Here is a 12,847-nt window from a genome sequence, read left to right as displayed (position 1 = left end):
GCACAGGACTTAAAATCCTGCGGTAGGTGACTACCGTGCCGGTTCGAGTCCGGCCCTCGGCACTTGATATGCGCCCGTAGCTCAATTGGATAGAGCATCTGACTACGGATCAGAAGGTTAGGGGTTCGAATCCTCTCGGGCGCGCCATGTTTATAATCATGATGAGGACGGGAAGTAGCTCAGCTTGGTAGAGCACATGGTTTGGGACCATGGGGTCGCAGGTTCGAATCCTGTCTTCCCGACCATTGTTAAGGGGCCTTAGCTCAGCTGGGAGAGCGCCTGCTTTGCACGCAGGAGGTCATCGGTTCGATCCCGATAGGCTCCACCATATATTTATAATGGCGGCGTAGCTCAGCTGGCTAGAGCGTACGGTTCATACCCGTAAGGTCGGGGGTTCGATTCCCTCCGCCGCTACTAGCTTAGGACCTTTAGCTCAGCTGGTTAGAGCAGACGGCTCATAACCGTCCGGTCGTAGGTTCGAGTCCTACAAGGTCCACCATGTTCATATTATACGGAGGAGTACCCAAGTCTGGCTGAAGGGGTCGGTCTTGAAAACCGAGAGGCGTCGAAAGGCGCGCGGGGGTTCGAATCCCTCCTCCTCCGCCATATATAGTCTTAGTTGTTGTTTGTCATGCCGGCTTAGCTCAATTGGTAGAGCAACTGACTTGTAATCAGTAGGTTGCGGGTTCAAGTCCTGCAGCCGGCATCATTGTGGCGGCTATGGCGAAGTGGTTAACGCACCAGATTGTGGCTCTGGCATTCGTGGGTTCGATTCCCACTAGTCGCCCCATAACATTCGTTTTAACTGTGCGGGTGTAGTTTAGTGGTAAAACCTCAGCCACGAGCAACGCATCTGTTGAATAAGCTACGAGTTGCCTCGACGCATCAATCATCATTGAGTTTGCGAGTAGAGGAAGAGGCATGATTAGGTGTAGCGAGTAGTATTGTTTATGGAGAGTTTAGTCGATCATGCGGGTGTAGTTTAGTGGTAAAACCTCAGCCTTCCAAGCTGATGTCGTGGGTTCGATTCCCATCACCCGCTTACATGGGCCTATAGCTCAGCTGGTTAGAGCGCACGCCTGATAAGCGTGAGGTCGGTGGTTCAAGTCCACTTAGGCCCATTTGTTTTTGTACTTTTATTCCGCAGTAGCTCAGTGGTAGAGCACTCGGCTGTTAACCGAGCGGTCGTAGGTTCGAATCCTACCTGCGGAGCCATTTGGAGAAGTACCCAAGTGGCTGAAGGGGACGGTTTGCTAAACCGTTAGGTCGCGTTTTGCGGCGCGCGGGTTCAAATCCCGCCTTCTCCGCCATTGCCACATATGGCCCGTTGGTCAAGTGGTTAAGACACCGCCCTTTCACGGCGGTAACACGGGTTCGAATCCCGTACGGGTCACTAATAAAAAGGACATCTCCTATCAGGAGATGTCCTTTTTATATTTGTACAAAACCAGGAATTTGTTCTGCTTTGCTTTAAGAACAAATTGTAAAAAAGTATTACCATCCCCACATCATATTGACCCCAATGCTTCACTTTAACATGCTGATACATCGTTTTCATCTATAGAGCATAAAAAAGAAGAAACGCTACTCAATGTGAGTAACGTTTTTATATACTTCTTCTTCACCTATATGCATTTTATTTTTCCGTTCTAAAAATTTCTTTCCATACTCTCCGTGTTGATGAATAGATGGATGTTCAACTTGAACGGTGACATGGGAGAGATTGTATTTTTCTTTTAACATTTCATTAATTGCTAAAATTACATAAAATGGTTGAATGTGCTCATGACTGAGAACGTGTGCAGTTAAAGAATAATGATCTGTTGAAATGGACCATATATGCAATTCGTGTACATCCTCAACGCCTTCAATAGATAGAATATCGGTTCGGATGCGTTCGATATCAAATTCGTGCGGAACTGCGTCCATTAAAATAAAATACGATTCTCGAACAATTTTTGCTCCACCTATAAAGATAATGCCACCAATGACCATACTAATAAGCGGATCAAATATATATATTCTTGTAAAGTAAATTAAAATAGCTGAAATAATAACACCGATAGAGCTGAGTAGGTCACCAATAAAGTGCCATAACGCGCTTTTTACATTTAAATTTTCTTCTTCTTTCATACTTCTGCTTAAAACGATAGTTAATACGAGATTGACAACAAATCCAATCGTTGCGATGGTTAGCATGAAGGAAAATTGAATAGTTTCAGGATGAATGAAACGACGAATTCCTTCGATGAAAATCCAAATAGCAATAATGATAAGCGCAAGCCCATTTAAAAATGAGGCGATAATTTCAAATCGTAAATAACCGAATGTGAATTTTTTATTTGGTGGACGAGAAGCTAAATAAATGGCAATCATGCTTAGTCCTAATGCGATCACATCGGAAGCCATATGCGCTGAGTCTGATAATAAAGCAAGAGAGTTAGATAAAATGCCCCCTACTATCTCTACAATCGTGAAAAAAGTTGTTAACAACAATGTCGTCCAAAGTGCTTTTTTTGACGTCGTCTGTACTTTCATATGCGGTAAATGATGAAAATCGTACATATAAACTCTCCTTATTATTTAAAATAAATATAAAAAAGTATATATAATAATTACTATAAAATATTCTATATAATTACCATTTGATAATCAATCGACAATTTTATGAATGTTCGTATTGATTTTCATTTCGTCATATTTAGCATGTGATTTGTTGAACATTGTCGAAAAATATCTTAATTTTCTTACAGGAATTTTATATGACCTAGTGTAATATATTCAGTACGGAATTATTTCTGTACCCTTTGAAGAAAGGAAGGATGAACATTTGCTAACGATGAGTCCAACCGATTTGCAGTTGCATTTATTTCACGAAGGAACGTTTTATAAAAGCTACCATTTATTCGGGGCCCATCTTGTGAAACAAGATGGGGGAGTAGAAACACGTTTTTGTGTATGGGCTCCACATGCCGAAAAAGTTCGACTTGTTGGGACGTTTAACGACTGGAACGGAGAGAAGCATGAATTAACAAAAATAAACGACCAAGGAGTATGGATGATTGTTGTCCCAAAAAATTTAGAAGGGCATTTATATAAATACGAAATGACAACAAAAGATGGACGCACTCTTCTTAAAGCAGATCCATATGCTTTTTATGCTGAAGAACGCCCCCACACAGCCTCTATTGTATATCAGTTAGATGGATATAAATGGAATGATCAAACGTGGCAAAGAAAAAAGAAGCGAAAAACGATTTATGAACAACCAGTATTTATTTATGAAGTTCATCTCGGTACATGGAAAAAGAAAGAAAATGGGCAATTTTATACATATGCGGAGATGGCAGATGAGTTAATTCCTTATGTTGTTGAGCACGGATTTACTCATATTGAACTATTACCGCTTATTGAGCATCCGCTCGATCGCTCATGGGGATATCAAGGAACAGGCTACTATGCTGCGACGAGCCGTTACGGAACGCCCCGTGATCTGATGTATTTCATTGATCGCTGTCACCAAGAAGGAATTGGTGTTATTTTAGATTGGGTACCTGGGCATTTTTGTAAAGATGCACATGGATTATATATGTTTGATGGTCAACCGACATATGAATATATGAATATGCAAGATCGTGAAAATATTGTGTGGGGAACAGCCAACTTTGATTTAGGAAAACCGGAAGTGCATAGCTTTTTAATTTCAAACGCTTTATTTTGGTTAGAGTATTACCATATTGACGGTTTTCGTGTTGATGCGGTTGCAAATATGCTTTATTGGCCAAATAGCGATGTGCTACATCCGAACCCATATGCGATTTCATTTTTAAAAAAATTAAACGAAGTTGTGTTTGCTTTTGATCCAAACGTATTAATGATCGCTGAAGACTCAACGGATTGGCCAAAAGTGACTGCACCGACGTACGATGGAGGTTTAGGATTTAACTACAAATGGAATATGGGCTGGATGAACGATGTATTAAGTTATATGGAAACGAGCGTCAATGAACGAAAACATATGCATCATAAAATGACGTTTTCATTGTTATATGCTTATACGGAAAATTTTATTTTGCCTTTATCCCATGATGAAGTAGTGCATGGAAAAAAATCATTACTAAATAAAATGCCGGGTGATTATTGGGATAAATTTGCTCAACTTCGTCTACTTTATGGGTATTTCATGACGCACCCAGGAAAAAAACTATTGTTTATGGGTGGAGAGTTTGGGCAATTTGATGAATGGAAAGATTTAGAACAACTCGATTGGATGTTATTAGATTTTGACATGCACCGAAAAATGGACGATTACGTGAAATCTCTCACGCATTTTTATAAAAAACAAAAAGCATTGTATGAATGTGATCATGATCCAAGTGGCTTTGAGTGGATTGATGTGAACAACGCTGAACAAAGTATTTTTTCTTTTATTCGGCGAGGAAAGAAAGAGGATATGTTGATTGTTGTTTGTAATTTTACAAATGTCACATATCACGATTACAAAGTGGGGGTACCCGCTCTTACATCGTATCGAGAAGTGTTCAATAGTGATGATGTCATGTACGGTGGTGCAGGTCATATAAATAAAAAATTGCTTGTCGCATATGAAGAACCATATCATGGAAAATCATATCATATTCGCATGACGATTCCGCCGTATGCTATAACGATTTTACGACCAACAAGAAGAAGAGAAGGGAAGGAAAGCCATGGTACGAAAAAAGTGCGTCGCTATGCTACTCGCAGGGGGACAAGGGAGTAGATTAAGTTCATTAACAAAAAATTTAGCTAAACCGGCCGTTCCGTTTGGAGGAAAGTATCGCATTATTGATTTTACACTAAGCAATTGCGCTAATTCCGGCATTGATACTGTTGGGGTGCTCACGCAATATCAGCCGCTAGAGTTAAATACGTATATTGGAATTGGAAGCGCATGGGACTTAGATCGGAAAAATGGCGGGGTAACTGTTCTCCCTCCATATGCCGAGTCGTCAGAAATGCGATGGTATAAAGGAACCGCAAATGCAATTTATCAAAATTTAAACTATTTAAAGCAGTATGATCCAGAGTATGTACTCATTCTTTCTGGCGATCATATTTACAAAATGAACTATGCAGATATGTTGCAATATCATATTGAGAAAAAGGCAGATGTGACGATTTCCGTTATTGAAGTACCATGGGAAGAAGCGAGCCGCTTTGGAATTATGAATACAAATGAAGATATGGAAATTATAGAGTTTGAAGAAAAACCGACGCATCCGAAAAACAATTTAGCGTCTATGGGCATTTATATTTTTAAATGGTCTATTTTGAAAGAATATTTGGAAATGGATAATAGAAATGATCGCTCGAGCCATGACTTCGGCAAAGATATTATTCCTTTGCTTATTGATGAAAAGAAACGACTGATTGCTTATCCATTTAAAGGGTATTGGAAAGACGTTGGAACAGTAAAAAGTTTATGGGAAGCAAATATGGATTTACTCGCAGATACCCCGGCATTAAATTTATTCGATCATACGTGGCGCATTTATTCTGTAAATCCAAATGAGCCGCCACAATATATTGCCCCATATGCGCAAGTAAAAGAGTCTTTAGTAAATGAAGGATGCATCGTTGAAGGAAATGTAGAACATTCTGTATTGTTCCAAGGGGTGTACATTTCACAAGGTACGACAGTAAAAGATTGCGTTGTTATGCCTAATGCAGTGATTGGGAAAAATGTATACATTGAAAAAGCGATTGTCCCACCGAACATAGAAATTCCCGATGGAACGTTCATTTGTGCCGATTCATATGATGGGGAAGTCATTCTTCTGACAGAAGAGATTTTGGGACATTTTTCTGAGAGAGAGGATGAAAAAACGTGGGAAAATTAATGCTTGGGGTCATTGATGCAACAACATATAAGCCAGAAATGAGTGATTTGACGATTCAACGTTCCATCGCCGCTGTTCCGTTTGCTGGACGTTATCGATTAATTGATTTTGTTTTATCTAATATGGTTAATTCAAGTATTGAAAGTGTTGCTATTTTCCCGAAATATCAATATCGCTCATTAATGGACCATCTTGGTTCGGGTAAAAATTGGGATTTAAACCGAAAACGTGATGGATTGTTTTTTTTCCCTTCGCCTGATCTCCCGATTTCTCATATTGGATCGTTTCAACATTTTCAACAACATATTGACTATTTTTTGCGGAGTACACAAAAGTACGCTCTTATTTGTAACAGTTATACCGTGTGCAATATTGACTATGAGGAAGTGTTGCGCCGCCATATTACGAACGAGTGTGATATTACTCGTATATGTCATCGTGGTCAATCGCTCGACATGTTTATTTTAGAAACATCGTTGTTGCTCGATTTGATCGCTAACCAACAAAGAAATCATTATCAAAGTATTGTTGATGTTGTTAATGATCAAACGAACGGATTAACAGTATGTGATTATGAATATGATGGATATGTTGCGGTCATTGATAGTATCGAACGTTATTTTCATCATAGTTTAGAACTTCTCCAACCAGATGTGTGGAAACAATTGTTTTTAAAAGGGAGACCGATTTATACAAAAGTAAAAGATGAACCGCCGACCAAATATACATCGCATGCATCCGTTCGGAATGCAATGATTGCGAACGGATGCGTCATCGAAGGGGAAATTGAAAATAGCATCATTTCAAGGGCTGTGAAAATCGGAAAAGGGACTGTCGTTCAAAACAGTGTCATTATGCAAAAAAGTCAAATTGGGGAAAATTGTCATCTTTCGTATGTAATCGTTGATAAAGATGCGCGGATTGGTGACGGGGTAAAGTTAATGGGAACACCAAAAAAACCAATCGTCATTCGAAAAGGAACAATACAAGGAGCGCTGATGAAATCGTGAAAGTATTATTTGTTGTATCAGAATGTGTACCATTCGTAAAAACAGGCGGTTTAGCTGATGTGGCTGGTGCATTGCCAAAAGAGTTGAAAAAGCTTGGGACAGATGTGCGTGTTATGTTACCGAAGTATGGCTTGATCCCACAACATATGCGCCAAAAAATGAATAAAATTGCTGAGCTTGTTGTTCGCGTTGGTTGGAGAAGACAATATTGTGGAATTGAACAATTGGAATATGAAGGAATTACATATTATTTTGTCGACAATGAATATTACTTTAAGCGGGATTCGTTATATGGTCATTACGATGACGGTGAGCGTTTTTCATATTTTTGTCGCGCTGTGCTCGATTCCCTCCCGGTCATTGATTTTCAACCGAGTGTGATTCACTGCCATGACTGGCATACAGGTATGATTCCATTTTTGCTGCGTGAAGAATATATGAACAATTCATTTTACGCACGAATGAAAACAGTATTTACGATTCATAACTTACAATTTCAAGGCATTTTCCCACGCGAAATTTTAGGAGACTTACTAAATTTAAGCGACCGTTATTTTTCTATCGAACATTTAGAGTTTTATGGAAATGTCAGCTTTATGAAAGGAGCGCTTGTATCAGCGCATATGATTACAACGGTCAGCCCAACATATAAAGAGGAAATTCAAACGCCATATTATGGAGAGCGGCTTGACGGGTTATTGCGGGCAAGAAGTTCACATTTAGTTGGAATTTTAAACGGAATTGACGATGAAATATACAATCCGAAAAAAGATCCACATATTGCAGTGCCGTACGATGTAACGACAATTGCGCGCAAAAGTATTAACAAACGAGCTCTCCAACAACATTTTTCATTGCCATCAGAAGAAGATGTTCCTGTTATTGCTATTGTGTCGCGGTTAACAAAACAAAAAGGATTAGATTTAGTGAAATGTGTATTCCATGAAATGATAGCAGAAAACGTGCAAATGATTATCCTTGGAACAGGGGAATGGGAGTTTGAACATTTCTTTCATGAAATGGCGATAACATATCCGGATCGTGTGCGTGTATATATTGGCTTTTCGGAGCAGCTTGCACATCAAATTTATGCGGGGGCGGACATGTTTTTAATGCCATCTAAATTTGAACCGTGTGGTCTCGGTCAAATGATTGCCATGCGTTATGGGGCTGTGCCAATCGTTCGAGAAACGGGCGGATTAAACGATACAGTGCAGTCATTTAACGAATTTACGAAAGAAGGGACAGGGTTCACGTTTAAAAACTTTAATGCGCATGATATGTTATATACCATCCAGCGTGCCCGTTCATTTTATGAACAAAAAGAAATATGGGAAGGAATTATGAAACAGGCAATGAGTCGGGATTACAGTTGGGCAAAATCAGCGTTTAAATACAATCAACTATACGACGAACTAATGGCTGGGAGTGGCATCTATGTTCACGAATAAGGAAGAGTTTAAGCAAACGTTTTTGAAACGATTAGAAATGATGTATGGAAAGCGGTTTTGGGAATCGACTGTCCTTGATCAATACAATACGCTAGGGAATATGATTCGCGAGTATATTAGTAAACATTGGATTCAAACGAACGAACGATACCGTGCCGAACATAAAAAGCAAGTATATTATTTATCAATTGAATTTTTGTTAGGTCGCTTGCTAGGTAGTAATTTAATGAATCTCGGTATACGAGAGGTTGTGGAAGAAGGACTAAAAGAGCTAGGCATTGAGTTAGCTCATATTGAAGAAGTAGAAATGGATGCAGGTCTCGGAAACGGAGGACTTGGTCGATTGGCTGCTTGTTTTTTAGATTCCCTTGCTTCTCTCGACTTACCCGGACATGGGCAAGGCATTCGATATAAGCATGGTTTATTTGATCAAAAAATAGTGAATGGTTATCAAGTCGAGCTCCCAGAACAATGGTTGCGTCATGGGAACGTTTGGGAAGTAAAAAAAGAAGATTTAGCGGTAGAGGTCAATTTTTGGGGGAAAGTAGAATGTTACGAACAAGATGGGCGTTTAACGTTTCGACATTATGATACAGAAAAAGTGATGGCAGTTCCTTATGATATGCCTGTCATCGGGTACGATACGACAACTGTCAACACGCTACGATTATGGAGTGCTGAACCCGCAAAATTTCCGCTTCATAAACACGTCATGCAGTATAAGCGAGAAACGGAAGCTATTTCTGAATTTTTATATCCGGACGATACGAACGATGAAGGAAAAATTTTAAGGTTAAAACAGCAATATTTTCTCGTTGCAGCCAGCCTCGGAAGTATTGTACGTGATTATAGACAACGCTACGGTCATTTACAACATTTCCATCGGCACGTAGCTATTCATGTGAATGACACACATCCTGTGTTGGCTATTCCCGAGCTGATGCGCATTTTGTTAGATGAGGAAGGAATGGGATGGGACGAAGCGTGGCACATTACGACAAACACGATCTCTTATACAAATCATACAACATTGTCTGAAGCGTTGGAAAAATGGCCTATTTACATTTTCCAACCGTTATTGCCGCGAATTTATATGATTGTGCAAGAAATTAATGAACGGTTTTGTCGCGATTTATGGAATCGATATCCTGGTGATTGGAAAAGAATCGAGGAGATGGCCATTATTGCTCATGGGCTTGTGAAGATGGCTCATTTAGCGATTGTAGGAAGCTATAGTGTGAATGGTGTTGCGAAAATACATTCTGAAATTTTAAAGCATCGGGAAATGAAATTATTTTACGAATACTTTCCAGAAAAGTTTAACAATAAAACGAATGGGATTACACATCGCCGTTGGTTGTTAAAAGCAAACAAAGGGCTCACTTCTCTTATTACTGAGGCCATTGGGGCAGAATGGATCAAGCAACCAGAGCAGCTGATTCAACTAAAAAAATATGCAACCGATCATGCATTCCAAGACCAATTAGCAAAAGTGAAACATGACCATAAACAGAAGTTGGCCAAATATATTTACGAAAAAACAGGAGTGACTGTAGACGACTCATCGATTTTTGATGTGCAAGTGAAACGATTACATGCCTATAAAAGACAGCTATTAAATGTACTCCATATTATGCATTTATATAACCGATTAAAAGAAGATGAGCATTTCGATATGCATCCACGAACGTTTATTTTTGGCGCTAAAGCATCGCCAGGATATCATTATGCGAAGCGGATCATTAAGTTAATTAATTCCGTTGCACAAAAAGTGAATAGCGATGAGCAAATTAACGGACGGTTAAAAGTTATTTTCTTAGAAAATTACCGTGTCTCATTGGCAGAAAAAATTTTCCCTGCTGCCGATGTAAGTGAACAAATTTCAACAGCTAGTAAAGAAGCATCGGGAACAGGAAACATGAAATTTATGATGAATGGAGCCGTGACAATTGGGACGCTAGATGGAGCAAATATTGAAATTTTAGAACGTGTCGGTCATGACAATATGTTTATTTTTGGGTTGACGGCAGAAGAAGTGTTGCACTATTATGCAAACGGTGGATATCATTCGTATGAATATTACCATCATGATCAACGGATTCATCAAGTCGTAAATCAACTTGTGAATGGCTTTTTTCCAGATGCGTACGATCATTTTGAACCGATTTACGATTCGTTGCTTGCCCACAACGATCAATATTTTGTTTTACGCGATTTTGCATCGTATGCCGATGCCCAACAACGGTTGGGAGCAGCGTATGAAAATGAGAGAAAATGGTTAGAAATGAGCGTGACGAATATCGCTTGTTCTGGATATTTCTCAAGCGATCGAACGATTGAAGAATACGCTCACGACATTTGGCATATTCGCTAATAAAAAGTTAGTCCTGTAAGCATATGCTCACAGGACTTTCTTATGAAGTATAAGGATCTTTTTCATAAGCTGGAAGATCACCAAGCGGAGACATTAATTGTCCGTCATCGAGCATTTGTTCATATTGTTCATGAATAATGTTTGGATAAATTGTAATACCTGTGCCGTAGAGATCTGTTGCTGCAAATGTTTCAAGCGGTTCGACGTAACCGATTTGTTCGCCGGCATCGATATACATTCGATCATAATGTACCGTATCTTCTTGAACATCTGAAGGTGTTTCTGATGTACCGAAACGAGCGACCTTTTGCCAGCTATCTTCAGCATCAAATGTTTCTATATCTTCATGAACGACAAATTCACCAAATGGAGGAGACAAAACACTTTCTTCAATTGGACGCTGTTGTGAAACAACTTGATCCGCACTATGCTGTTTACAAAACATCGTTGTTGGAATGGCCTCAAGACGTTCGAGAGGAATGGCTTCTCCACATATTTGGCAAATTCCGTACGTCCCATGTTCCATCGCTTGTAGCGCACGTTCAATATCGTGAAGCTCTTTTTCTGTATGTTCATTTAAAGCAATATCTTTTTCCCGTTCATATAGTTCTGTTCCGCTGTCGGCAGGGTGATTGTCATAGTTTGAAAGCTCCCCAACTGAGTCATGGGCAGATGTTCGCGTGAGACCGAAATGGTCATTTTGTTTTAACCTTTGCATGATTTGCTGCTTTTCTTGTAATAGCCGTTCACGCAAATCGGATAAGTTTACCAATATAACCCCTCCTTTATATTCGACTATGCATAGTATGGACTAAAAAGAAAAAACCATAGCACCAAGGCTATGGTTTTTCTTAACAATTATTGCATCCAATAATGAATAAATAGACCGACAACGAGCAAAAATCCAAACTGTGTGTTCGTTTGAGCTGTTGCTTTCATTGCTGGCATCATGTCGATCGGTCTTGTTTTTCCGATGAATCCTTTTGTTGCTTGCCATGCTTTTGGAACACTTAAAAATACGAGCAATGTCCATGGCGAAATCGTTTTAACGAAAACAAGCAATACAACCCATAAAAATGATGTGACAAACATGCCACCTAATAACGAAATGGCCCGTTTTCTACCGAGTAAAATGGCTAACGTTTTTCGACCACTTTTTTTGTCCCCCTCTAAGTCGCGAATGTTATTGGCTAATAAAATAGCGCCGACTAGAATAGAGATGGGAACAGAAACAAGAATAGGCGTTGATGTAATTGTGCCTGTTTGAATAAAAAACGAAATTAAAATAATGGTAAGCCCCATGAAAAAGCCGGCTGCCAATTCACCAAACGGGGTATATGCGATCGGAACGGGTCCCCCTGTGTAAAAATATCCTGCTGCCATACAAATAGTGCCGATCACAGCGAGCCACCAACTGCTATGAACGCAAATATAAACACCAAGTAGCATAGCAATAGCGAAAAAAGACCAAGCAAGTAGTAAAACCGTTTTTGGAGAGATACCATCGCGGACAATCGCTCCACCGATTCCGACGGATTCAGGTGTATCTAGTCCACGTTTATAGTCGTAATATTCGTTAAACATATTTGTCGCTGCTTGGATAAATAATGATGCTACGAGCATGGCAAAAAATAAGGGGAAGTGAATCGGCGTTTCATCTACTGCAAGCACAGTACCAATGGACACAGGAACGAACGCTGCAGTAAGCGTATGTGGACGCAATAATCGCCACCAAACACGCCAGTCTCGTTTATAATGAACCGTTTGAGTATTTGAACGTACTGGTGTTGGCATACTATTCTTCTCCTCGTATAGTATGTTTAGAAAGATTTTTAAATCGAACTTCCAGTTCGATACGCTCCTTGACAATCGTATATTCTTGGGTGACTTGCCCACGGGGGAGGGGCGCCCCTCCCTCGTGGGTCGCAAACCTATTTCACAAACATCGGGGTTGGACTTTTCGCGATGTTCTTGGATAATGGTCTTAGGATCATCGGGGACACTCTTCTCTCTCCTGTAGCCTTGACTACTTGAAAAGTCTGTCTCCCCGGCTCCTGTTCGGACTTCTAACCCGCAGGCTGTTCCCGTTGGTTTCCCATGCTGGAAGGAGCAGCTTCCAGGCAGCCCATG

Annotated in this window: 8 protein-coding genes and 13 tRNA genes; 18 read left to right on the top strand and 3 right to left on the bottom strand. The window is 40.0% G+C overall.

Going from position 1 to position 12,847, the window contains the following annotated elements; genetic code table 11:
- The first annotated feature begins 70 nt into the window (after positions 1 to 70).
- The 13 genes from ASC42_RS13185 (at position 71) to ASC42_RS13125 (ending at position 1,393) form a co-directional block, all read left to right on the top strand.
- Positions 71 to 147 (top strand) — tRNA-Arg (locus ASC42_RS13185).
- Positions 148 to 168: 21 nt separating this feature from the next.
- Positions 169 to 245: transfer RNA gene (locus tag ASC42_RS13180), tRNA-Pro, on the top strand.
- Between the two features lie 7 nt (positions 246 to 252).
- Positions 253 to 328: transfer RNA gene (locus tag ASC42_RS13175), tRNA-Ala, on the top strand.
- Positions 329 to 340: 12 nt separating this feature from the next.
- Positions 341 to 414 (top strand) — tRNA-Met (locus tag ASC42_RS13170).
- 8 nt (positions 415 to 422) lie between these two features.
- Positions 423 to 499, top strand: a tRNA-Ile gene (locus ASC42_RS13165).
- Between the two features lie 14 nt (positions 500 to 513).
- Positions 514 to 606: transfer RNA gene (locus ASC42_RS13160), tRNA-Ser, on the top strand.
- Positions 607 to 633: 27 nt separating this feature from the next.
- Positions 634 to 706: transfer RNA gene (locus tag ASC42_RS13155), tRNA-Thr, on the top strand.
- Between the two features lie 8 nt (positions 707 to 714).
- Positions 715 to 790, top strand: a tRNA-His gene (locus ASC42_RS13150).
- 181 nt (positions 791 to 971) lie between these two features.
- A tRNA-Gly gene (locus ASC42_RS13145) sits at positions 972 to 1,042 on the top strand.
- 5 nt (positions 1,043 to 1,047) lie between these two features.
- Positions 1,048 to 1,121, top strand: a tRNA-Ile gene (locus ASC42_RS13140).
- 19 nt (positions 1,122 to 1,140) lie between these two features.
- Positions 1,141 to 1,215, top strand: a tRNA-Asn gene (locus ASC42_RS13135).
- 3 nt (positions 1,216 to 1,218) lie between these two features.
- A tRNA-Ser gene (locus tag ASC42_RS13130) sits at positions 1,219 to 1,310 on the top strand.
- Positions 1,311 to 1,321: 11 nt separating this feature from the next.
- A tRNA-Glu gene (locus tag ASC42_RS13125) sits at positions 1,322 to 1,393 on the top strand.
- Positions 1,394 to 1,584: 191 nt separating this feature from the next.
- Here ASC42_RS13125 and ASC42_RS13120 read toward each other — a convergent pair.
- Complete coding sequence (locus ASC42_RS13120) at positions 1,585 to 2,565, bottom strand: cation diffusion facilitator family transporter (protein ID WP_055442075.1); 981 nt, start codon at positions 2,563 to 2,565, stop codon at positions 1,585 to 1,587.
- Between the two features lie 274 nt (positions 2,566 to 2,839).
- Between ASC42_RS13120 and glgB the strand changes: the two genes are divergently transcribed.
- From glgB to ASC42_RS13095, 5 genes are read left to right on the top strand one after another with little or no spacing between them, the layout of a single operon-like run.
- The gene (gene glgB / locus ASC42_RS13115) at positions 2,840 to 4,762 is read left to right on the top strand and encodes a 1,4-alpha-glucan branching enzyme (protein WP_055442076.1); all 1,923 of its coding nucleotides are present in this window, start codon (positions 2,840 to 2,842) and stop codon (positions 4,760 to 4,762) included.
- A complete protein-coding gene (locus ASC42_RS13110; RefSeq protein ID WP_055442074.1) occupies positions 4,710 to 5,882 on the top strand; it encodes a glucose-1-phosphate adenylyltransferase in 1,173 nt (390 codons plus the stop codon). The genes glgB and ASC42_RS13110 overlap by 53 nt, the downstream gene beginning before the upstream one ends.
- A complete protein-coding gene (locus ASC42_RS13105; protein WP_055442073.1) occupies positions 5,870 to 6,892 on the top strand; it encodes a GlgC family sugar phosphate nucleotidyltransferase in 1,023 nt (340 codons plus the stop codon). Before ASC42_RS13110 ends, ASC42_RS13105 begins: the two co-directional genes overlap by 13 nt.
- Positions 6,889 to 8,343 (top strand): glycogen synthase GlgA, encoded by a 1,455-nt coding sequence (gene glgA, locus ASC42_RS13100; protein WP_032100477.1) that lies wholly within the window; start codon positions 6,889 to 6,891, stop codon positions 8,341 to 8,343. Before ASC42_RS13105 ends, glgA begins: the two co-directional genes overlap by 4 nt.
- Positions 8,330 to 10,717: a glycogen/starch/alpha-glucan phosphorylase gene (locus ASC42_RS13095; protein ID WP_055442072.1), complete on the top strand. Its 2,388-nt coding sequence runs from the start codon at positions 8,330 to 8,332 to the stop codon at positions 10,715 to 10,717. Before glgA ends, ASC42_RS13095 begins: the two co-directional genes overlap by 14 nt.
- 40 nt (positions 10,718 to 10,757) lie before the next feature.
- Here ASC42_RS13095 and ASC42_RS13090 read toward each other — a convergent pair whose 3' ends face one another.
- Together ASC42_RS13090 and ASC42_RS13085 are read right to left on the bottom strand one after the other, a co-directional pair.
- A complete protein-coding gene (locus ASC42_RS13090) occupies positions 10,758 to 11,489 on the bottom strand; it encodes a yteA family sporulation protein (RefSeq protein ID WP_082435736.1) in 732 nt (243 codons plus the stop codon).
- A gap of 86 nt (positions 11,490 to 11,575) precedes the next feature.
- Positions 11,576 to 12,511 carry a 1,4-dihydroxy-2-naphthoate polyprenyltransferase gene (locus ASC42_RS13085; protein ID WP_055442070.1) on the bottom strand — a complete coding sequence of 312 codons (936 nt, stop codon included), beginning with the start codon at positions 12,509 to 12,511 and terminating at the stop codon, positions 11,576 to 11,578.
- Positions 12,512 to 12,847 lie beyond the last annotated feature (336 nt).

It is taken from the genome of Anoxybacillus suryakundensis (assembly GCF_001418025.1).
In the GTDB taxonomy this organism is placed as follows: domain Bacteria; phylum Bacillota; class Bacilli; order Bacillales; family Anoxybacillaceae; genus Anoxybacillus; species Anoxybacillus tengchongensis.
The sequence above is the reverse complement of the archived record's forward strand: the minus strand, read 5'-3'. Positions and strand labels throughout refer to the sequence as shown.